Origin of the sequence: Pseudomonas sp. Ost2 (assembly GCF_018326065.1) — a bacterium.
In the GTDB taxonomy this organism is placed as follows: domain Bacteria; phylum Pseudomonadota; class Gammaproteobacteria; order Pseudomonadales; family Pseudomonadaceae; genus Aquipseudomonas; species Aquipseudomonas gingeri.
Genome location: NZ_AP021904.1, coordinates 1,844,995 through 1,864,562 on the forward strand (window position 1 = coordinate 1,844,995; position 19,568 = coordinate 1,864,562).

20 protein-coding genes and 2 pseudogenes are annotated in these 19,568 nt (G+C 63.4%); 14 read left to right on the plus strand and 8 right to left on the minus strand.

Features of this window, described 5'->3' with window-relative positions:
- The first annotated feature begins 204 nt into the window (after positions 1-204).
- The 3 genes from KI243_RS08145 to KI243_RS08155 all read left to right on the plus strand — a co-directional run bounded on the left by KI243_RS08145 (position 205) and on the right by KI243_RS08155 (position 2,734).
- Positions 205-1,641 carry a transglycosylase SLT domain-containing protein gene (locus tag KI243_RS08145; protein WP_103032962.1) on the plus strand — a complete coding sequence of 479 codons (1,437 nt, stop codon included), beginning with the start codon at positions 205-207 and terminating at the stop codon, positions 1,639-1,641.
- A gap of 103 nt (positions 1,642-1,744) precedes the next feature.
- Complete coding sequence (locus tag KI243_RS08150) at positions 1,745-2,179, plus strand: DoxX family protein (protein ID WP_017128018.1); 435 nt, start codon at positions 1,745-1,747, stop codon at positions 2,177-2,179.
- A gap of 246 nt (positions 2,180-2,425) precedes the next feature.
- Positions 2,426-2,734, plus strand: coding sequence for a class I SAM-dependent methyltransferase (locus KI243_RS08155; protein ID WP_017128019.1), 309 nt, complete (start codon positions 2,426-2,428; stop codon positions 2,732-2,734).
- Between the two features lie 158 nt (positions 2,735-2,892).
- On the opposite strand, the gene greB is transcribed toward KI243_RS08155, so the two are convergent.
- The 3 genes and pseudogenes from greB to KI243_RS08170 all read right to left on the minus strand — a co-directional run bounded on the left by greB (position 2,893) and on the right by KI243_RS08170 (position 6,612).
- Positions 2,893-3,390: a transcription elongation factor GreB gene (gene greB / locus KI243_RS08160; RefSeq protein ID WP_017128020.1), complete on the minus strand. Its 498-nt coding sequence runs from the start codon at positions 3,388-3,390 to the stop codon at positions 2,893-2,895.
- 35 nt (positions 3,391-3,425) lie between these two features.
- Positions 3,426-5,929: pseudogene (locus tag KI243_RS08165) on the minus strand (ABC transporter permease).
- Positions 5,929-6,612: an ABC transporter ATP-binding protein gene (locus KI243_RS08170; RefSeq protein ID WP_017128021.1), complete on the minus strand. Its 684-nt coding sequence runs from the start codon at positions 6,610-6,612 to the stop codon at positions 5,929-5,931. The pseudogene KI243_RS08165 and the gene KI243_RS08170 overlap by 1 nt, the downstream one beginning before the upstream one ends.
- 10 nt (positions 6,613-6,622) lie before the next feature.
- On the opposite strand from KI243_RS08170, the gene KI243_RS08175 reads away from it, so the two are divergent.
- The 3 genes and pseudogenes from KI243_RS08175 to KI243_RS08185 all read left to right on the plus strand — a co-directional run bounded on the left by KI243_RS08175 (position 6,623) and on the right by KI243_RS08185 (position 8,666).
- Positions 6,623-7,228, plus strand: a complete 606-nt coding sequence (locus KI243_RS08175) for an arylesterase (RefSeq protein ID WP_017128022.1) — start codon at positions 6,623-6,625, stop codon at positions 7,226-7,228.
- A 55-nt stretch (positions 7,229-7,283) separates the two neighbouring features.
- Positions 7,284-7,577 (plus strand): hypothetical protein, encoded by a 294-nt coding sequence (locus KI243_RS08180; protein WP_017128023.1) that lies wholly within the window; start codon positions 7,284-7,286, stop codon positions 7,575-7,577.
- Between the two features lie 121 nt (positions 7,578-7,698).
- Positions 7,699-8,666, plus strand: a pseudogene (locus KI243_RS08185) (L,D-transpeptidase family protein).
- A gap of 124 nt (positions 8,667-8,790) precedes the next feature.
- Here the strand turns inward: KI243_RS08185 and oprI are convergent.
- A complete protein-coding gene (gene oprI, locus KI243_RS08190; protein ID WP_003448337.1) occupies positions 8,791-9,042 on the minus strand; it encodes an outer membrane lipoprotei OprI in 252 nt (83 codons plus the stop codon).
- Positions 9,043-9,686: 644 nt separating this feature from the next.
- Between oprI and KI243_RS08195 the strand changes: the two genes are divergently transcribed.
- Positions 9,687-9,968 (plus strand): GNAT family N-acetyltransferase, encoded by a 282-nt coding sequence (locus KI243_RS08195; protein WP_017128025.1) that lies wholly within the window; start codon positions 9,687-9,689, stop codon positions 9,966-9,968.
- Between the two features lie 69 nt (positions 9,969-10,037).
- On the opposite strand, the gene KI243_RS08200 is transcribed toward KI243_RS08195, so the two are convergent.
- Positions 10,038-11,114 (minus strand): 3-deoxy-7-phosphoheptulonate synthase, encoded by a 1,077-nt coding sequence (locus KI243_RS08200; protein WP_017128026.1) that lies wholly within the window; start codon positions 11,112-11,114, stop codon positions 10,038-10,040.
- A gap of 125 nt (positions 11,115-11,239) precedes the next feature.
- On the minus strand, positions 11,240-11,686 hold the full coding sequence (locus KI243_RS08205) for a PilZ domain-containing protein (protein ID WP_042936155.1): 447 nt from the start codon (positions 11,684-11,686) through the stop codon (positions 11,240-11,242).
- On the opposite strand from KI243_RS08205, the gene KI243_RS08210 reads away from it, so the two are divergent.
- The 6 genes from KI243_RS08210 to cysB all read left to right on the plus strand — a co-directional run bounded on the left by KI243_RS08210 (position 11,685) and on the right by cysB (position 16,600).
- Positions 11,685-12,071 (plus strand): thioredoxin family protein, encoded by a 387-nt coding sequence (locus KI243_RS08210; protein ID WP_042936157.1) that lies wholly within the window; start codon positions 11,685-11,687, stop codon positions 12,069-12,071. The genes KI243_RS08205 and KI243_RS08210 overlap by 2 nt on opposite strands.
- A complete protein-coding gene (locus tag KI243_RS08215) occupies positions 12,068-13,030 on the plus strand; it encodes a putative 2-dehydropantoate 2-reductase (RefSeq protein ID WP_212810672.1) in 963 nt (320 codons plus the stop codon). Before KI243_RS08210 ends, KI243_RS08215 begins: the two co-directional genes overlap by 4 nt.
- A 9-nt stretch (positions 13,031-13,039) precedes the next feature.
- Complete coding sequence (locus KI243_RS08220; RefSeq protein WP_212810673.1) at positions 13,040-13,999, plus strand: putative 2-dehydropantoate 2-reductase; 960 nt, start codon at positions 13,040-13,042, stop codon at positions 13,997-13,999.
- A 19-nt stretch (positions 14,000-14,018) separates the two neighbouring features.
- The gene (locus KI243_RS08225; protein ID WP_017128031.1) at positions 14,019-14,930 is read left to right on the plus strand and encodes a 5'-nucleotidase; all 912 of its coding nucleotides are present in this window, start codon (positions 14,019-14,021) and stop codon (positions 14,928-14,930) included.
- An 82-nt stretch (positions 14,931-15,012) separates the two neighbouring features.
- Positions 15,013-15,513, plus strand: coding sequence for a universal stress protein (locus KI243_RS08230; protein ID WP_017128032.1), 501 nt, complete (start codon positions 15,013-15,015; stop codon positions 15,511-15,513).
- A gap of 112 nt (positions 15,514-15,625) precedes the next feature.
- Positions 15,626-16,600 carry an HTH-type transcriptional regulator CysB gene (gene cysB, locus KI243_RS08235; RefSeq protein ID WP_017128033.1) on the plus strand — a complete coding sequence of 325 codons (975 nt, stop codon included), beginning with the start codon at positions 15,626-15,628 and terminating at the stop codon, positions 16,598-16,600.
- A 76-nt stretch (positions 16,601-16,676) separates the two neighbouring features.
- Here cysB and KI243_RS08240 read toward each other — a convergent pair whose 3' ends face one another.
- A complete protein-coding gene (locus KI243_RS08240; RefSeq protein ID WP_212810674.1) occupies positions 16,677-17,411 on the minus strand; it encodes a phosphoadenylyl-sulfate reductase in 735 nt (244 codons plus the stop codon).
- Between the two features lie 174 nt (positions 17,412-17,585).
- On the opposite strand from KI243_RS08240, the gene thrH reads away from it, so the two are divergent.
- Positions 17,586-18,203, plus strand: a complete 618-nt coding sequence (thrH, locus tag KI243_RS08245) for a bifunctional phosphoserine phosphatase/homoserine phosphotransferase ThrH (protein ID WP_017128035.1) — start codon at positions 17,586-17,588, stop codon at positions 18,201-18,203.
- A gap of 4 nt (positions 18,204-18,207) precedes the next feature.
- Here the strand turns inward: thrH and pabB are convergent, their stop codons facing one another.
- Positions 18,208-19,551, minus strand: coding sequence for an aminodeoxychorismate synthase component I (gene pabB, locus KI243_RS08250; protein WP_017128036.1), 1,344 nt, complete (start codon positions 19,549-19,551; stop codon positions 18,208-18,210).
- Between the last annotated feature and the right edge of the window lie 17 nt (positions 19,552-19,568).

The following is a 19,568-nucleotide window of genomic DNA, read 5'->3' on the forward strand; positions in this document are numbered from 1 at the left end:
ATTTATAATAAAAACCAAGAACTACAACGAGTTATGACTGTCTTTTAAAGCCGGAAGAAAGCATCGGTTGGCACCACCTCCGTTGCTGTGCCAGTCTTCCGCACTTTTTTGCGTTCAAAGACGCTCGATTTCTGTCGCTCCCTATCAAGCAATGACGTCACGTCATGACGCTTGAGACGGGACAGTATTCTTTCCGGAGAACGGATGAAGCGACCCTCGCTGTTGCTCCTGCTGTGCCTGTCCTTGCTGCTGCCGCTGCCGGCGGTCGCGCGCCTGGCCGGTCCCCTGGAAATCGGCCAGCCGGGCAAGGTCCGCGACCTGGCGGAGATCCGCGGCAGCCGGGTTCTGCGGGTGCTGGTCAACCAGAGCCGCAACAGTTCCGGGGAAGTCCAGGGCGAAGCGATCGGCGTCGAGTACCACCGGCTGCGCGCCTTCGAGCTGTATCTCAACGGGCACGCCCGCGACAATCAGGAAATCACCTTCAAGATCATTCCCAAGGCCAAGGACCAGTTGCTCGCTGCGTTGCAGCGTGGGGAAGGGGACCTGGTCGCGCCCGGTGAATTGCTCGAGGCGCAGCCCGGGCATGCGGTGAGTGCCAGCGAGCCGATCGGCAATCCGGTGCCCTTGCTGCTGGTGGGGCTCAAGGGCGAAAAACGCTTCAGCCATCTCGAACAGCTTTCCGGCCGGACCCTGGCCCTGACCACCGGCAGCGCCGCCGGCGATGCCGTGAACCAGATCAACCAGAAGCTGGCGCTGCGCAAGTTGCCGCCGGTGAAGATCGAGTGGGTCGATCCGAGTCTGGCCGTGGAGGATGTGCTGGAGATGGTCCAGGGCGGCATTTTCCACCTGACCATCGTCGAACAGCCGATTGCCGAGCGCTGGGCCAAGATCATGCCCAAGTTGCGCTTCGACAAGCAGGTGCTGGTCAGCGAGCCGGGGGAGATGCACTGGTTCGTGCGACGCGACGCGTCGATGCTGCTGGCCAGCGTCGACCGCTTTTTCAAGACCTACAAATCGCCTTCCGACCAGGATGTGGCATTCCTGCGGATCTACCGGCGCCTGTATCAGGTGCATTACCCGCTGGCCAGGTCCGATCGGCAAAAGCTCGAGAAGCTGCGGCCGGTGTTGCAACGTCATGCCCAGGCCCAGGGTATCGACTGGCTGAACCTGGCGGCGCTGGCGTTCAAGGAATCGACGCTGGACCCCAATGCCCGTGGCGCGAGCGGTGCCACCGGGCTGTTGCAGATCACTCCTTCGGCGGCGCAGCGGGTCGGCGTCGGCAATATCCAGAATGTCGATAACAATGTGCAGGCCGGGGCCAAGTACCTGGCGATGATCCGGCGCAAGTTCTTCTCCAGTCCCAAGCTCAACGAGCGCGAACGCATGGCCTTTGTCCTCGCGGCCTACAACATGGGGCCGGAGCGGGTCCAGGGCATGCGGGCCGAAGCCCGGCGGCGTGGCCTGAATCCCAACCAGTGGTTCTTCCAGGTCGAACGGGTGGCGATGGAGCAGGTAGGAATGGCTTCGGTCAACTATGTTAACAGTGTGAACAAGTACTACCTGGCATTCGACCGGGAGCGCGGCTCCCTGGAAGGCCATGCGCTGGAAGGCAACGGGCGAAAAATTGCCTCACGGAAGTAATCGATAAATTCGATGGTTATACAGCGGTTTTTGCGCTTTTGTCATTTTATAAACTGATTAATATGACGCCCATCAACCCGACATTTGAATAAGGATTCATCCCATGAGCACACTGACCCAACGCGTTCTGAGCACCCGTGCCGGCTACGGCCTGACTGTCCTGCGGATCTTCGTCGGCATCATCTTCGCCGCCCACGGCTCGCAGAAACTCTTCGGCCTGTTCGGCGGCTACGGCCTGGCGGGCACCGCGCAATGGATGGAAAGCATCGGCCTGGCACCAGGTCACCTGATGGCCCTGTTGGCCGGCGGCACCGAGTTCTTCGGCGGCCTGGCCCTGATCATCGGCCTGCTGGCGCGCCCGGCGGCACTGGGCCTGGCGTTTCTCTCGCTGGTGGCGATCTTCTCGGTGCATATCCACAACGGCCTGTTCATGGCCAACAACGGCTACGAGTTCGCCCTGGCCCTGCTCGGCGGCACGATCGCGGTACTGTTCGAAGGGGCCGGCAAGCTCTCGGCCGACGCGGCCATCGCCAGGTAGGCGCGAGGATGGTTCGATGAGGCCCGCAGCAGCGGGCCTTTTTCGTTGGGCACGATTCTTGACAGCGGCCCGCGCGGTTCTCTAGGATATTGATTATGCGCCGATTTAAACAGCTACTTGCGGGGCGCCAGGGGAGTCGAACGATCTCCGACAGAAGCCTGATCCAGGCTTCGAAATACCGCTAAAGCGCTGGTTCGGTGTTGCCTCACACCTGCCCGGCAGATCGTTGAGGCGGAGACACGCACTTTGAACAACCCACGCCCCGTTGTACGTCTGGCGCCGATCACGGCCAACCTTCCCGATCGCAATCCGAAAATCCTCCTGGGCGGCAAACACCAGCCGACGCTGCTGCGTTATCTCGATGGCTGGCCACGGCGCAAGGGCCGTGCCTCGGCGTTCCTGATCCAGTTCGTCGAAGACGGTGATTCCCTGGAGCGTTTTGCCGATAACAGTTTCGACCTCGCGGTGATCCAGTCGCCTGCGGCCGAGCAGGCCGAAGCGGTCATCCGGCAGTTGACCCGGGTGGCGCGCCAGGGCCTGATTACCCGGCGCTGAACAAAGACTAGGTGATGATCGTTCCCATGCTCCGCGTGGGAATGCCTCTCGGGACGCTCTGCGTCCGCTGTAGATCTGTGACGCGGAGCGTCACGGGTTGTATTCCCACGCGGAGCGGGGGAACGATCGACAGTTTCGGGGGATCGATCAGTGTGTCTTCAGGGATAGTCGATGGCGGTGATGTACACCAACTGCTCGCCAGTCGGTGTCATGACCCGGACTTCGGCATCCAGCGCCTTGCCTATCAGGGCGCGGGCCAGGGGCGAGTCGATGCTGATCAGGTTCAGCTTGAGATCCAGTTCGTCGGGACCGACGATGCGGTAGCGCGATTCCTTGCCGTCCTCGTTCTCGATGGTCACCCAGGCCCCGAAGTACACCTTGTTCGGGTCGCTCGGGCGCTCGCCGACCACCTTGAGGTTTTCCAGGCGCTTGGTCAGGAAGCGCACGCGGCTGTCGATCTCGCGCAGCATCTTCTTGCCATAGGTGTATTCGGCGTTCTCCGAACGATCGCCCTGGGCGGCCGCCTCGCTGACCGACTGCGTGACCTGTGGCCGCCGCACGTGCCACAACTCGTGCAGTTCGGCACGCATGCGGGCCTCGCCCTCGGGGGTGATCAGGGCGGTGCCGGCGGTGCGAGGCGGGCGGTAACGGCTCATCGTCGATCCATCAGGTTAACGGGGGCGCGAGTCTATCAGCCCTCGCGCAGCACTGTCAGCGGGCTGGCATTCAGCGCCCGGCGGGTGCCGAAGACACCCGCGCCACCGACCATCAACGCACCGATCAGCGGCAGCAGCAACAGCCACGGATGAGGGTGCCAGGGCAGGTCGAAGGCAAACCGGTACAACACTAGGCTCACCAGTTCCGCGCCCAGTGCCGCCAGCAGGCCGCTGGCCGCGCCGAGCAAGCCGAACTCGATCCGCCGGGCCTTGACCAGCAGGCGCCGCTCCGCCCCCAGCGCGCGCAACAGCGCACCCTGGCGAATGCGTTCGTCGAGGGTCGCCTGCAGGCCGGAGAACAGCACCGCCATGCCCGCCGCGAGGACGAACAGCAACACGTATTCGACGGCGATGGTGACCTGCGCGAGGATGCTGCGCAGCTGTTCGAGCAGGGCTTCGACCTGCAGGATGGTCACCGCCGGGAAGGCCCGGGACAGCTCGACGATATCCTTGTCATGTCCTGGCGCCAGATAGAAGCTGGTCAGGTAGGTGGCCGGCAGGTCCTGCAAGGTGCCGGGCTGGAAGATCATGAAGAAGTTCGGCTGGAAGTTGTCCCAGTTGATGCTGCGCAGGCTGGTCACCCGCGCCTCGCGGTTGGCCCCCCGACGGTGAAGACCAGGTGATCGCCGAGCTTGAGTTTCAGGCTGTCAGCGACCTTGGCTTCCACCGAGACACCGGGGATATCGGTGTCCGGCTGGCCCGACCACCAGCTGCCGGCGGTCAGGAGGTTGCCCGGAGGCAGGTCGGCGGCCCAGGTCAGGCTCAGGTCGCGCTGGATCGCGCGGTCGCCGCTGGAATCCTTGCTGACGATCTCCTGCACCGGCTCGCCGTTGATGCTGATCAGGCGGCCCGGCACCACCGGGTAGATCGGCGCCGACTGGGCCGACAGCTTGATCAGGTGGTCACGGAAGCCGTCCTTGTCCGCCGGCAGGATATTCAGGGCGAAATAGTTCGGTGCGTCCTTGGGCAACTGGTTCTGCCAGGTGTCCAGCAACTCGCCACGCAGCAGCGCGATCAGTGCCATGGACAGCAGGATCAGGCCGAAGGCCAGGGATTGGCCGGCGGCGGCCAGTGGATGGCGCAGCAACTGGCCCAGTCCCAGGCGCCAGGGCAGCGCCGCGCCGGCCAGCAGCCGGCGCAGGCTTTGCAGGCCAAGGAGCAGCAGGCCGCCGAGCACCAGCGCGGCAATCACGCCGCCGCCGAGGAGGGCGAAAGTCAGCACCAGGTCGAGGCTCAGGCGCCACATGATCAGGCCGAGGGCCAGCAGTGCGGTGCCGTAGACCAGCCAGGTGCTGGCCGGGATCGGCAACAGGTCGCGGCGCAGTACCCGCAGCGGCGGTACCCGACCCAGCGCGGCCAGTGGCGGCAGGGCGAAACCGGCCAGGGCCACCAGGCCTGTGCCGATCCCGGCGATGGCCGGGATCAGGCCGCCGGGCGGCACATCGGCGGGCAACAGGTCGTGCAGCAGATAGAACAGTCCCAACTGCGCGAGCCAGCCGAGCAGGGCGCCGCTGATGCTGGCGAGCAGGCCGAGGATCGCCAGTTGCAGGCTGAACAGGGCCATGGTTTCCCGGCGCGACAGCCCGAGGCAGCGCAGCAGGGCGCTGGCATCGAAGCGGCGGGCGGCGAAGCGGGTCGCGCTGAGGGCCACGGCCACCCCGGACAACAGCACCGCCACCAGGCTCGCCATGTTCAGGTAACGCTCGGCCTTGCCCAGGGCCCCGCCGATCTGCTGGTTGCCGTCGCGGGCATCGAGCAGGCGCTGGTTCGCCGCCAGTCCCGGCTTGATCAGGTCGCGGTAGGTGAGCAGGGCGCTGGCCGGGCCGCGCCAGAGCTCCCGGTAGTTGACCCGGCTACCGGGCTGCACCACGCCGGTGGCTTCCAGGTCCGCGAGGTTGATCAGCACGCGTGGGGTCAGGCTGTAGAAGTTTCCGGCCCGGTCCGGTTCATAGGTGAGCACCCGGGCCAGGCGCACGGTCTTCATGCCGACATCGATGCTGTCGCCGATCTTCAGGTCCAGCGCGGTCATCAGCCGGGCTTCGACCCAGGCCTCGCCGGGCCGCGGGCCGCCGCCGGCGGTTTCGGCGCCAAACGGCTCGGCGGCGCTTTTCAGTTCGCCGCGCAGGGGGTAGCGGTCGTCGGCGGCCTTGATGCTCGACAGCTGGATGCCGTTGTCGGTGGCGATCACGCTGGAGAATTCGACGATCCGCGCATGCTCCAGGCCGAGGTCGCGGCCGCTCTGGATCTGCTCCGGGCGGGCTGTCGAAGTGCCGTCGAGCACCAGGTCGGCGGCGAGGAATTCGGTGGCGCGCAGCATCATCGCGCCGTTCAGGCGGGCGCCGAAATAGCCGATGGCGGTGCTGGCCGCCACGGCGACCAGCAGGGCGAAGAACAGTACCCGCAACTCGCCGGCACGGGCATCGCGCAGGAGCTGGCGGGTGGCGAGGCTGAACAGGCGCAACAGCGGCAGGCGTGCCATCAAGGCTCCAGGGGGCCGACCAGCTGGCCGGCTTCAAGGCGGATCAGGCGCCGGCAACGGTGGGCCAGGCGTTCGTCATGGGTCACCAGCACCAGGGTGGTGCCGCGCTCCTTGTTCAATTCGAACAGCAGGTCGCTGATGCGTTCGCCGGTGTGGCTGTCGAGGTTGCCGGTCGGCTCGTCGGCGAACAGTACATCCGGTTCGGCGGCAAAGGCCCGGGCGATGGCCACCCGTTGCTGCTCGCCCCCGGACAACTGGCGCGGCGAATGGGTCAGGCGTTGGCCCAGGCCGACCCGTTCCAGCAGGTGGCGCGCGCGCTCGCGGGCGTCGCTGCGGCCGTCCAGTTCCAGCGGCAGCATGACGTTTTCCAGGGCGTTGAGGCTGTCGAGCAACTGGAAGCTCTGGAACACGAAACCGACGTGTTCGGCGCGCACGCGTGCACGCTGGTCCTCGTCCAGGCTGCTCAGGGCACGCCCGGCCAGGGTCACTTCGCCGCTGCTGGGCAGGTCGAGGCCGGCCAGCAGGCCGAGCAGGGTGGATTTGCCGGAACCGGAGGCGCCGACGATGGCGAGGCTGTCGCCCTTGTTCAATGTCAGGCTCAAAGGGTGCAGGATGGTCAGTTCACCTTCCGCGCTGGGAACCACTTTGCTAAGGTTCTGCGCGGTGAGAATGCTTTCGCCCATGGAGAATCCGATGCGAGTGTGGTTTTTGAGTGCCGGCCTGGCCTTGATGTGCATGGCCCAGAACGCGGCGGCGGGTACAGTCCTGATCGTTGGCGATAGTATCAGCGCGGCTTTCGGCCTGGATACCCGTGTCGGTTGGGTGTCGCTGCTGGAAAAGCGCCTCAGGGACGAGGGTTTCCAGGACAAGGTGGTCAATGCCTCGATCAGTGGCGACACCAGTGCCGGAGGCCAGGCGCGGCTGCCGGCGCTGCTTGCAGAGCACAAGCCGGACCTGGTGATTCTCGAACTGGGGGGCAACGACGGCCTGCGCGGACAACTGCCAACGCAATTGAAACAAAATCTTGCATCGATGATCGACCAGTCCCGGGCCAGTGGTGCCAAGGTCCTGCTGCTGGGCATGCAACTGCCTCCCAACTATGGCGCGCGCTACGTCAAGGCGTTTGCCGAGGTGTATCCGACCCTGGCCCAGGAGAAGAACATCCCGCTGGTGCCGTTTTTCCTCGACGGTGTGGGCGGTCATCCGGAGCTGATGCAGGCCGACGGCATCCACCCGGCGCCCGCCGGTCAGGGCAAGTTGCTCGATAACGTCTGGCCGACCCTGAAACCGCTGCTTTGAGCTTTTTTAGCGACGGTTTTTCGGCTAAGGTGGCGCCCCCGATCTGGAGCCCCCGATGCAGCGTCCCGCCTGGTCCCTATTTGCCTATCAACTGATCGAACCCGACGAACAGCTGGATCTGTTCGCCTGCCAGGAAGTGCGGGTGCACCTGGTCACGCGTCAGCTTGAGCTGGGCGGCTCCGCCGATCGGACGCTCTGCGGCACCTTGTTGCCCGCGCAGCCACGCTGGTCGGGGGTGGACAAGTCGATCTTCCGCGACCAGCGCCTGTGCCCGCTGTGCCGGGCGATTCTCGAATCGCAGAAGCGTGGTACGCCGCCGATCTGGCCGGAATTGCGTTTCGAACTGTAAAACCTGCCTGTCTGCCAGCTGAAGCGCTGCTAATGTCCTCGGGGACGACCTCCCGCTGCGGGGCGGCGTCGGTGTACAATCGCGTTTTATTTTTCCGTTGATCATGCGAAGGATTTCCCGGATGTTGTCGCGCTTTCCTGCCGTCACCCGTTGCCTGTCCATTGCCGCCCTGTGCGCGGCGGGTCCCGTTAGCGCGCTGGAATTGCCGCTGCCACCACCGGGCGAGGACATCGTCGGCCAGGTCCAGGTGATCAAGGCCAAGTATGAAGATACCTTTGCCGACCTGGGCACCACCTACGACCTGGGCTATTCGGAGATGGTCGCGGCCAACCCGGGCGTCGATGCCTGGTTGCCGGGGCAGGCACCGATATCGTCCTGCCGACCCGCTTCATCCTGCCGCCCGGGCCGCGCGAAGGCATCGTGATCAACCTGGCCGAGTATCGCCTGTACTACTTCCCGAAAGGCCGGAACGTGGTCTACACCTTCCCGCTGGGGATCGGGCGCGAGGGCTGGGGCTCGCCGATCGCCCACACCACCATTACCGCCAAGACGCCGAACCCGACCTGGACGCCGCCGGCCTCGATCAAGGCCGAACACGCCGCCAACGGCGATCCGCTGCCCAACGTGGTGCCGGCCGGTCCGGACAACCCGCTGGGGCCGTTCAAGTTCACCCTCGGTACGCCGGGCTACCTGATCCATGGTTCGAACATGAAGTTCGGTATCGGTACCCGGACCAGCCACGGCTGCTTCCGCATGTTCAACAACAACGTGCTGGAAATGGCCGGCATGGTGCCGGTCGGTACTTCGGTACGGATCATCAACGAGGCCTACAAGTTCGGCATCAGTGGCGGCAAGGTCTACCTGGAGGCGCACACGCCGCTGGATGACAACGGCAACCCGTCGGTGGTCGACAAGCACACCGCGGTGATCAACGCCCTGCTCAAGCGTGACGACCTGGCGAAGAACCTGCGGGTGAACTGGGACGAGGTGCGTGACGTGGTCGCCGCCGAAGATGGCCTGCCGACCGAAATCGCCGTGCCGGGTGCGGCGCCGCTGGTGTCGAACGCGCCTATCGACCTGCAGCAGTAACGGTTTCAATCGACCCGCCCGGGCACTGCTGTCCGGGCGGGTTTTTTATGCGCCATGGAAAACACACGGGCATAAAAAAGCCGATCCAAAGATGGATCGGCTTGATAACAGCCCCGAGGGACTATTACTTGCGGCTTGCTTTTTCCAGCATGCGCAGAGCGCGCTCGTTAGCTTCGTCAGCAGTCTGTTGTGCTTTTTGAGCAGCAGCCAGAGCTTCATCAGCTTTGCGGTAGGCTTCGTCAGCACGAGCCTGAGCACGAGCAGCAGCGTCTTCAGTAGCAGTCAGACGAGCTTCGGTTTCTTTGGATACGCTGCTGCAACCGGTAGCCAGAACAGCGGCCAGGGCCAGAGCCGAGAATTTCAGAACGTTGTTCATCGTGTTCCCCTTCAAGGACTTTCTATTAATGACCATAACCCCAGAGTGAGGAAATAGCCGGCGTACATACTACCCATTACTTGTAGTAAGTAAACTGACGTAACGCAAGAAGCAAAAAAAATTCTTGATGCTGAATATTTTTCAGCTAACTTTTCATGATCCTGTATAAAAAATATGCAGCTGTAGACCCTGTTCTGAGCGCATTGTGCGATCTTCAAGTGCACTAGTGTGCCATCAGCGACGTGTCGCCAGTGTGCATCTAAGAGTCGTTCTAACAGTAGCGGATGACTCTTGCTCTCTACCGTCGTCGCGGCGGGGGAGGCTCTTTTGCTAAATGAAAAGTGACTTTAACCAAGGGCGCTCGTCATAACAGCACAACATTCCGGCAATCTTCAGCCCGTGTTCAGGTTTTCCACCCAAAGGGTGTGTTCGGCCGCGCTATCATCGAAGCGGTGATAGAGCACGTGACGAGCGTGTCTTGAGCATTTGGGCCAAGGGTGCCTACTATTTGATACGTGCTCGGTTTTTCAGGGAGCGGTCGGCTTTTCTCGTTGTCCAAATCGGCACGGGGTGGCGTAGTGGTTCCTTCGCCGGAAAAAGATCGGTAAGGTAGGGTCGAATACCAAGACCCGCGAGGAGTAGTGATGAGCGAGGCGTTGTCCATCCACCATGACCAGGCTGGTCATCAGTTCGAGACCAATGTGGACGGTCATCGTGCCTACCTGACCTATATGGACCTGGGTAAGCAGACCCTGGATATCTACCGCACGTTCGTGCCCAACGCGTTGCGTGGCCGAGGCATTGCGGCGGCCCTGACCGAACAGGCGCTCGAGTACGCCGATCGCATGGGGTATACGGTGATTCCTTCCTGCTCCTATGTAGAGCGCTACATGGAACGTCATCAGCGGCACGCCGCGAAGATCTGAGTCAATCGAACACCTGCAAAAACGCCGGGCATTGCCCGGCGTTTTTGTGTGCGGCAGATCAATCCGCCATCAGCTGCGTGTCCGCTTGGGCAGCACATCCTTGAGCTTGGCATGCATGCTGCGCAAGGTTTTCTCGGTGCTTTCCCAGTCGATGCAGGCATCGGTGATGGACACGCCGTATTGCAGGTCGGCGAGGTCTTTCGGAATGGCCTGACAGCCCCAGTTCAGATGACTTTCGACCATCAGGCCGATAATCGACTGGTTGCCTTCGAGGATCTGGTTGGCGACGTTCTCCATCACCAGCGGCTGCAGGGCCGGGTCCTTGTTGGAGTTGGCGTGGCTGCAATCGACCATGATGTTGGCCTTGATCTTGGCCTTGGCCAGGGCCTGTTCGCAGACCGCGACGCTCACCGAGTCGTAGTTCGGCTTGCCGTTGCCACCGCGCAGGACCACGTGACCGTAGGCATTGCCCTTGGTGGTGACGATCGACACGCCACCTTCCTGGTTGATGCCGAGGAAGCGGTGCGGGCTGGAAACCGACTGCAGGGCGTTGATCGCCACGGTCAGGCCGCCGTCAGTGCCGTTCTTGAAACCGACTGCCGAGGACAGGCCGGAGGCCATTTCACGGTGGGTCTGGGATTCGGTGGTGCGCGCGCCGATGGCCGACCAGCTGATCAGGTCCTGCAGGTACTGCGGCGAGATCGGGTCAAGGGCTTCGGTGGCGGTGGGCAGGCCCATCTCGGCCAGGTCCAGGAGCAATTGGCGACCGATGTGCAGGCCGTCCTGGATCTTGAACGAGTCATCCAGGTAAGGGTCGTTGATCAGGCCTTTCCAGCCGACCGTGGTCCGCGGCTTCTCGAAATAGACACGCATCACCAGGTACAGGCTGTCGGAGACTTCGGCGGCCAGCACCTTGAGGCGCTCGGCGTACTCGTGGGCGGCCTTGATGTCGTGGATCGAGCAGGGCCCGATAACGACGAACAGGCGATGGTCCGTGCCATCGAGAATATTGCGAATCACCTCGCGGCCCTTGGTCACGGTGCGCAGGGCAGCCTCGCTCAAGGGAATGTCACGCTTGAGCTGATCGGGCGTGATCAGCGTCTCGTTGGAGGCGACGTTAAGGTCGTTGATCGGTAAATCAGCCATCGTGTTACTCGTCAGGTCACAGGTGCCGGCCGCCAGCCCCGCGCGGCGGAGCACAGCGATTGAGCGTGTCGGGGAGCGGAACCTTAGCGCGTTAGACCGTGGCCGGGCAATGGGCAGCGGCCTGTTTAATCCAGTAAAGCCCTTATAAATGGCTGTTCGAGGCTGGCGTGGGAGAAATCGCTGGCATGCTGCTGCACCCATTCCTGGGCAATCGCCTCGATATTCTGCGGCTGGGCATTCTGCTGTTCGCGCACCCGCCGGTAGCGTTCGATCTGGCAGATCTGTTCGCTCATGCGGGCGCCGAACAGGGTCTGTTCGTCGACAAAGGCGATGCCCACCAGAAACGCATGCTTGCGTTTCAGGCACCAGGCCACGTAGCCGGAGTAACATGCGGCTTCGCCCAGGCTCGGAATGCACATTTCCAGGGCCGAGCCATGCCGCCAGGCCCGCGGAGAGGGGCAGGCGATGCCGCCGAGGCTGAGGGTTCGCAACCGATGGCGGGAAATGCAGGAATGTTCGAGCAAGGTCAGTTTTACTGGAACGTCTACGGGATGAGGTAGAAAACGCACCATGACAAACGACTCCCTGTGCGGGTCACCGCAAAAACTTCCCCCCAGTATAGTGAAGGGACTGGAGTTGTCCGATTTTGACGCGGACCGGAATTTATTGGCCCTGCCAGGTGTTTCCCTGGTTATCTTCACCAGTGTCGGCTGCGCTTCCTGCCGTTTCGCCCGCGAAGTATTGCCGGGCCTGGGACTGGCGGTGGAGCGCCTGTGCTGGATCGATGCCGGTGACAACGGCGGGCTGGTCCAGCGTTATGAAGTGTTTCACCTGCCGGCGCTGTTCGTGGTCAGGGATGGCGAGTTCTACGGCGCCTTGCGTTGCCGGTTGACCTTGAACGCGCTTGCCGAAGGCCTGGAACGGGCATTGGCCGGCATTCCAGAGGAGTTGCCATGACAGAGCACGGGGCTTCCCCGCGCATCGGTATTATCGGTACGGGGGCCATCGGTACTTTCTACGGGGTGATGCTGGCCCGCGCCGGTTTCGATGTGCACTTTCTGCTGCGCAGCGAATTTCAACAGGTGGCTGCCCATGGCCTGTTCCTCGACAGCCTGATCCATGGCCGGTTGATCCTCAATCCGGTCCAGGCCTATGTCGCCGCGCAGGACCTGCCGCGCTGCGACTGGCTGTTGATCTGCACCAAGGCGCTGGACGATCCGCGGTTGCTGGCATCGCTGGCCGATATCGCCGCGCCCGGAGCGGGCATCCTGCTGATGCAGAACGGCCTGGAGGTCGAGGAACGGTTGCGCCTGGCACTGCCCGACGAGTTGCACCTGCTGGGCGGCCTGTGCCTCAACTGCGTGCATCGCGAGTCCCCCGGCGTGGTGGTGCATCAGGCCATGGGCGGGGTCAACATTGCCTATCACAGCGGTCCGGCGGCGGACGAGCCGGCACGGCGAGCGGTGGTGGAAGCCGCGGCAGGGCTGTTTCGCCGGGCCGGGCTGGAGTCATGGGTGATCGACGACCTGCAGCAGGCGCGCTGGCAGAAACTGGTGCTCAATATTGCCACCAACGGCCTGTCGGTCCTGCTCGACAGCGGCACCGAACGGATGATGGCCGACCCCGACAGCCGGGCCCTGGTGCAGGGCCTGATGGAGGAAGTGGCCGAGGCCGCCAGTGCTTGCGGCTATCCGTTGCCGCCGGGATTCATCGAGCAGTTGATGTACATGGCGGCCAGGGTCCCGGATTATCATCCGAGCATGTACCACGATTATCGGCGCCGTCGGCCCATGGAGCTGGAGGCGATCTACGTGCGCCCGCTGGCCGCGGCGCGGCAGGCCGGCTGCGAAATGCCGCGGACGCAGACACTGCTCCAGGCATTGAGTTTTCTCGAATCACGACAGCTTTCCCAGTAAGGAGTCGCCATGACAGTTTCAGTGACCAGGCCGCGGGTCGGCATTATCGGGACCGGCGCCATCGGCGGGTTCTACGGTGTGATGCTGGCGCGTGCCGGCTTCGACGTGCACTTTCTGTTGCGCAGCGAGTTCTCGGCGGTGGCCGACGGCGGCCTGCATATCGACAGCGCCGTCCATGGCCCGCTGCACCTGGATCCGGTCCAGGCCTACGCCTCGGCCGACGACATGCCGCCCTGCGACTGGTTGCTGGTGGGGGCCAAGACCACCAGCAATGCCAGTCTCGCCCCGATGATCGCCAAGGCCGCGGCACCGGACGCCAGGGTCCTGCTGTTGCAGAACGGCCTGGAAGTCGAGGAGGAGTTGCGCCCGTTGTTGCCCGATTCGCTGCATCTGCTCGGCGGCCTGTGTTTCATCTGTGTACACCGCAGCGGCCCCGGCGCTGTCGTGCACCAGGCCCTCGGCGCCGTGAACATCGGTTATCACAGCGGTCCGTTGCGCGAGGATGAAAGCGCTCGCCAGGCACTGGTCGAGGAGGGCGCGCGGTTGTTCCGCGAGGCCGGCATCGAGTCCCAGGCCATGGCCAACCTGCAGCAGGCGCGCTGGCAGAAGCTGGTGTGGAACGTGCCTTACAACGGCCTGTCGGTGTTGCTGCGGGCCAGTACCACGCCCTTGATGAGCGATGCCAGCAGCCGCGAGCTGATCCAGGCACTGATGGCGGAAGTGGTGCAGGGCGCCGAGGCCTGCGGTCATGTCCTGCCCGGCGGTTATGCCGAGCACCTGTTCAAGGTCACGGAAAAGATGCCGGACTACTGGCCGAGCATGTACCACGATTTCCTGCACAAGCGCCCGCTGGAACTGGAGGCGGTGTATGCCCGGCCACTGGCCGCCGCCCGGGAAGCCGGGTGCGAGCTGCCCAGGATCCGCGCGCTCTACCAGGCCCTGGATTTCATCGACGCGCACAACGGCTGAAACAGCCAGGAGAGACAGCATGGCAAAGGGCCTGGGTGACAAGCTGGTGTTGGCGATTTCGTCGCGGGCGCTGTTCGACCTGAGTGAAAGCCACAAGGTCTATCTGGCGCAGGGGGTCGAGGCCTATCGCAAATACCAGATCGAGCATGAGGAAGAGATCCTCGAACCGGGCGATGCCTTTCCCCTGGTGAAGAAACTCCTGAGCCTGAATGCCAGCCTCGGTCGCGCCCGGGTCGAGGTGGTGCTGGTGTCGCGCAACAGCGCGGACACCGGCTTGCGGGTCTTCAACTCGATCCAGCATTACGCCCTGGATATTTCCCGGGCGGCGTTTGTCGGTGGCCGCAGCCCTTATCCGTACCTGGCGGCCTTTGGCTGTCACCTGTTCCTGTCGACCCACGCCGAGGATGTGCGCAGTGCCCTCGACGCCGGTTTCGCCGCGGCGACCATCCTTTCCGGCGGCGCCCGGCGTGCCGCCAGCGGCGAACTGCGGATCGCCTTCGACGGTGACGCGGTGCTGTTCTCCGATGAGTCGGAGCGGATCTACCAGTTGGGTGGCCTGGAGGCGTTCCAGGCCAGCGAGCGCGAATCGGCGCGCGAGCCGTTGCGCGGCGGTCCGTTCAAGGGCTTCCTGGCGGCGCTCAATCTGTTGCAGCGCGAGTTCCCCGACGAGACCTGTCCGATCCGTACCGCCCTGGTCACGGCTCGTTCCGCGCCGGCCCATGAACGGGTGATCCGCACGTTACGCGAATGGGATATCCGCCTCGACGAATCGCTGTTTCTCGGTGGCCTGGAAAAGTCGGCGTTCCTCGAAGCCTTCGCCGCCGATGTGTTTTTCGACGACCAGGCCGGGCATTGCGAGAAGGCCCGCGAAGTGGTCGCGACCGGGCATGTACCCCATGGCATCAGCAACGAGCAACGGCTGCCGGATTAGCCCGACCAGCAGGGCGCCGAACTCCCCGACGCGCTGCTAAGCTCAATCCATCTCCGCCATCCTGGCACTCGAGGAGGCCCCCATGATTCGTTCGATGCTGTATGCCACCGACCTTGGCCTGTATGCGCCTTACGTCATGCAGCATGCGCTCGGGCTGGCACGAACGTTCAAGGCTGACTTATATGTAGTGCATGCTGTCGAACCCATGGGTTTGTTCGCGGAGTCGGTGTTGCAGAGTTACCTGGATGAGCAGGCATTGAACGAATTGCACAGCCAGGGTCTTAACACCGTGATGGCCAATATCGAGCAACGGGTATTGGACAGCTTTCGCGAGGAGTTGGGGGAAGGGCAGCAGGACCTGGCGATGATCCAGTCGGTCCAGGTGATCCAGGGGGATCCTTCACAAGTCATTCTTGCCCAGGCGCAAAAGCTGGCGGTCGATTTGTTGATTGTCGGAAGTCACAGTCATGGCACCGGGGCGGAGGCACACTTGGGGCGTACCGCCGCGCGGGTCCTGCAGTTGTCCCAGGTGCCGGTCTATCTCGTGCCGCTGTTGCAGCGTCGTCGGCACAGCGATAGCTGAGCCGGAAATTCGACGAATTGATAAAAAAGTTCTAGATTTATTCTTCAAACCATTCATATAGTTATATATCGCCGCTGCTGCCTGTGGCGTCTACCTGCTTTGAGGGATACATATGAAGCTTCAACAACTGCGCTACATCTGGGAAGTGGCGCACCACGACCTCAACGTCTCCGCGACGGCCCAAAGCCTCTACACCTCACAGCCGGGTATCAGCAAGCAGATCCGCCTGCTCGAAGACGAGTTGGGCGTCGAGGTTTTCGCCCGCAGCGGCAAGCACCTGACCCGTGTCACGCCGGCCGGTGAGCGGATCATCACCACCGCCGGCGAGATCCTGCGCAAGGTCGAGAGCATCAAGCAGATCGCCCAGGAATTCTCCAACGAAAAGAAGGGCACCCTGTCGATCGCCACCACCCATACCCAGGCGCGTTATGCCTTGCCGCCGGTGATCAGCAATTTCATCAAGCAGTACCCGGATGTCGCGTTGCACATGCACCAGGGTTCGCCGATGCAGATCGCCGAGATGGCCGCTGACGGTACCGTGGATTTCGCGATTGCCACCGAGGCACTGGAACTGTTCGGCGACCTGGTGATGATGCCGTGCTATCGCTGGAACCGCTGCGTGGTGGTGCCCCAGGGGCATCCGCTGACCAAGCTGCCGAAGCTGACCCTGGAAACCCTGGCCGAATACCCGATCGTGACCTACGTGTTCGGTTTCACCGGGCGTTCCAAGCTGGACGAGGCTTTCAGCCATCGTGGCCTGACCCCGAAAGTGGTGTTCACCGCCGCCGACGCCGACGTGATCAAGACCTACGTGCGCCTGGGCCTGGGTGTCGGGATCGTCGCGAAAATGGCGGTCGACACGGTGCTCGACAAGGACCTGGTGGTACTCGACGCCAGCGAGCTGTTCGAGTCCAGCGTGACCAAGATCGGCTTCCGTCGCGGCACCTTCCTGCGCGGCTTCATGTGCGACTTCATCGAGAAGTTCGCGCCGCACTTGACCCGCGAAGTCATGGCCAAGGCCATCCAGTGCCACAACAAGCAGGAACTCGAAGAGCTGTTCGACGGCGTCGAGTTGCCGGTGCACTGAGTCACCCGGACAGGAAAAAGCCCCGACTGGTTCGGGGCTTTTTCATGGGGGCGGGATACGATCCTGAAGCTGCGCTTCAGTTCTTGGCGATCAGATTGCCGGCGTGCAGGCCACATTCCTTCTGGGTGGCTTCTTCCCACCACCAGCGACCTTCGCGCTCGTGCTGGTTGGGCAGTACCGGGCGGGTGCAGGGCTCGCAACCGATGCTGATGAAGCCGCGTTCGTGCAGGCTGTTGTACGGCAGTTCGAGCATGCGGATGTAGCCCCAGATTTCCTCGCTGCTCATCTGTGCCAGCGGGTTGAACTTGTACAGGGTACGTTCCGGGGTCGAGAAGGCGCTGTCGATTTCCAGCACCGCCACCTGGCTGCGGGTGCCCGGACTCTGGTCGCGACGCTGGCCGGTGGCCCAGGCCGTCACGCCGGACAGCTTGCGCCGCAGCGGTTCGATCTTGCGGATGCCGCAGCACTCGCCATGACCGTCCTTGTAGAAGCTGAACAGGCCCTTTTCCTTGACGAAGGGTTCGAGCTGGCTGTGGTCGGGGGACACCAGCTCGATGTCGATCTTGTAGAACTCGCGGACCTGATCGATAAAACGATAGGTCTCCGGGTGCAGGCGACCGGTGTCGAGGCTGAAGACCTTGACGTTCTTGTTCAGCTTCCAGGCCATGTCCACCAGCACCACGTCCTCGGCACCGCTGAAAGATATCCACAGGTCGTCGCCAAACTGGGCAAAGGCCAGCTTGAGGATGTCCTGGGCGGATTTGTTGGCGTATGTCGCGGCAAGTTCAGCGACGTCGAACGGTTGGCTCATCAGGCGGTTCCTACAGTCAGTGGCGCTTTGCGCTCATATAGACGGCAATAGTAACAAAATCCTGCGGACGCGGGCCGGCTGCGCTGCGTTGCGGCGCCGGGAATGAGCCGCTAGAGTGCCGGTTGCGCCGATCCGCCGGCGCAACCGGCTGTTCGCCCAATCAAGGAGTGTGCTGTGGAAATTGCCTGTCTCGACCTGGAAGGTGTCCTGGTTCCGGAAATCTGGATCGCCTTCGCTGAAAAAACCGGTATTGAATCGCTCAGGGCCACCACCCGGGATATTCCCGACTACGACGTCCTGATGAAGCAGCGCCTGCGGATTCTCGACGAGCACGGCCTCAAGCTGGCGGATATCCAGGAAGTGATCGGCACCCTCGAGCCGCTGGACGGCGCGGTCGAGTTCGTCGACTGGCTGCGCGAGCGGTTCCAGGTGGTGATCCTCTCGGACACCTTCTATGAGTTTTCGCAGCCGTTGATGCGCCAGCTGGGTTTCCCCACCCTGTTGTGCCACCGCCTGGTCACCGATGACACGGGGCGGGTGGTGAATTACCAGTTGCGCCAGAAAGACCCCAAGCGCCAGTCGGTGCTGGCGTTCAAGAGCCTGTACTACCGGGTGATCGCCGCCGGTGATTCGTACAACGACACCAGCATGCTCGGCGAGGCGGACGTGGGCATCCTGTTCCATGCACCGGCCAATGTGATCCGCGAGTTCCCGCAGTTCCCGGCGGTGCACAGCTTTGCCGACTTGAAGCAGGAGTTCCTCAAGGCGTCGAACCGCGCCCTGAGTCTTTAGTAGCTCAGAGGCCCTGCAGGGTGTCGAGCAGCACCTTCACCTTGGTGATCGATTCCTGGTACTCCGCCTGCCAGTCGGAGTCGGCGACAATCCCGCCGCCGCCCCAGCAGCAGACCTGGCCATCCTTGACCAGCAGGCTGCGGATGGCGATCGAGCTGTCCATCTCGCCGCGTACGTCCAGGTACAGCAGCGAGCCGCAGTACAGCGCGCGCCGTGTCGGTTCGAGTTCGTCGATGATCTGCATGGCGCGGATCTTCGGCGCGCCGGTGATCGAGCCGCCGGGGAAGCTGCCGGCGATCAGGTCCAGGGCATCGTGGCCGGCGGCCAGTTCGCCGGTCACGCTGCTGACCAGGTGGTGCACGTTCGGATAGCTCTCCAGGCTGAACAGCTCCGGCACCCGCACGCTGCCGATCCGGCAGGTGCGACCGAGGTCGTTGCGCAGCAGATCGACGATCATCAGGTTTTCCGCGCGGTCCTTGGCACTGGCCAGCAGTTCGGCGGCATTGGCCGCATCCTCGGCGGCATCCTTGCCCCGTGGCCGGGTACCCTTGATCGGCCGGGTTTCCACCTGGCCAGCGCTGACCCGGACAAAACGCTCCGGTGACAGGCTCAGTATCGCGCCATGGTCGGGCAGGCTCTGAAATCCGGAGAACGGTGTCGGGCAGGCGGCCCGCAAGGCCCGGTAGGCGATCCACGGGTCGCCCTGGCAGGTCGCGCGAAAGCGCTGGGCAAAGTTCACCTGATAGCAATCGCCCGCCTGGATGTACTGCTGGATACGCTCGAAGGCCTGGCGATAGGTCTCGGCGTCGAGGTCCGCGGCCATCGGCGTGGTCAGCCGGAACCCGTCGTGTCCGTCCGCCGGCGCCTGGCTGAACAGAACGATCAGGCGGTCACGCTCGGCTTTTGCCACGCTGGGGTGGAAGACCAGTTGGCTGCTGCCCTGCTGGTGATCGCTGATCAGCGCCCAGGCGTACAGGCCGAAGCGGGCATCGGGCAGTTGCAGGTCGTCCCGGGCCTTGCTGGGCAGCGCTTCGAGATGACGACCGAAATCGTAGCTGAGATAACCGATCAGCCCGCCGACGAACGGCAGCTCATAAGGCTCGGGCAGGGTCGCTTCGCCGAGGCGATCGAGGTTGTCCCGCAGGCGTCGCAGGAAAGCCTGGCCCGGCTCGTTCGGCAGGACCGCCAGTTGCTCCAGCGGCCAGGCACTGAGCAGGTCATAACGCCCGCGCTCGGCGGCCGGCCGGCCGCTGTCGAGCAGCACCGCGCCGGGGGCGTGGCGAATCGCCGCGAAATAACGGGCGGGATCGGGGGAATAGGGCAGCGGGTGTACGGAGCAGGTCAACATGCGGGGCGGATCAGCCT

What these genes read in the sequence shown, in the direction of transcription:
- KI243_RS08145 (WP_103032962.1), top strand. Translation starts at nt 205, where the DNA reads ATGAAGCGACCCTCGCTGTTGCTCCTGCTGTGCCTGTCCTTGCTGCTG.
- KI243_RS08150 (WP_017128018.1), top strand. Translation starts at nt 1,745, where the DNA reads ATGAGCACACTGACCCAACGCGTTCTGAGCACCCGTGCCGGCTACGGC.
- greB (WP_017128020.1), bottom strand. Translation starts at nt 3,390, where the DNA reads ATGAGCCGTTACCGCCCGCCTCGCACCGCCGGCACCGCCCTGATCACC.
- KI243_RS08170 (WP_017128021.1), bottom strand. Translation starts at nt 6,612, where the DNA reads ATGGGCGAAAGCATTCTCACCGCGCAGAACCTTAGCAAAGTGGTTCCC.
- KI243_RS08175 (WP_017128022.1), top strand. Translation starts at nt 6,623, where the DNA reads ATGCGAGTGTGGTTTTTGAGTGCCGGCCTGGCCTTGATGTGCATGGCC.
- KI243_RS08180 (WP_017128023.1), top strand. Translation starts at nt 7,284, where the DNA reads ATGCAGCGTCCCGCCTGGTCCCTATTTGCCTATCAACTGATCGAACCC.
- oprI (WP_003448337.1), bottom strand. Translation starts at nt 9,042, where the DNA reads ATGAACAACGTTCTGAAATTCTCGGCTCTGGCCCTGGCCGCTGTTCTG.
- KI243_RS08195 (WP_017128025.1), top strand. Translation starts at nt 9,687, where the DNA reads ATGAGCGAGGCGTTGTCCATCCACCATGACCAGGCTGGTCATCAGTTC.
- KI243_RS08200 (WP_017128026.1), bottom strand. Translation starts at nt 11,114, where the DNA reads ATGGCTGATTTACCGATCAACGACCTTAACGTCGCCTCCAACGAGACG.
- KI243_RS08210 (WP_042936157.1), top strand. Translation starts at nt 11,685, where the DNA reads ATGACAAACGACTCCCTGTGCGGGTCACCGCAAAAACTTCCCCCCAGT.
- KI243_RS08205 (WP_042936155.1), bottom strand. Translation starts at nt 11,686, where the DNA reads ATGGTGCGTTTTCTACCTCATCCCGTAGACGTTCCAGTAAAACTGACC.
- KI243_RS08215 (WP_212810672.1), top strand. Translation starts at nt 12,068, where the DNA reads ATGACAGAGCACGGGGCTTCCCCGCGCATCGGTATTATCGGTACGGGG.
- KI243_RS08220 (WP_212810673.1), top strand. Translation starts at nt 13,040, where the DNA reads ATGACAGTTTCAGTGACCAGGCCGCGGGTCGGCATTATCGGGACCGGC.
- KI243_RS08225 (WP_017128031.1), top strand. Translation starts at nt 14,019, where the DNA reads ATGGCAAAGGGCCTGGGTGACAAGCTGGTGTTGGCGATTTCGTCGCGG.
- KI243_RS08230 (WP_017128032.1), top strand. Translation starts at nt 15,013, where the DNA reads ATGATTCGTTCGATGCTGTATGCCACCGACCTTGGCCTGTATGCGCCT.
- cysB (WP_017128033.1), top strand. Translation starts at nt 15,626, where the DNA reads ATGAAGCTTCAACAACTGCGCTACATCTGGGAAGTGGCGCACCACGAC.
- KI243_RS08240 (WP_212810674.1), bottom strand. Translation starts at nt 17,411, where the DNA reads ATGAGCCAACCGTTCGACGTCGCTGAACTTGCCGCGACATACGCCAAC.
- pabB (WP_017128036.1), bottom strand. Translation starts at nt 19,551, where the DNA reads ATGTTGACCTGCTCCGTACACCCGCTGCCCTATTCCCCCGATCCCGCC.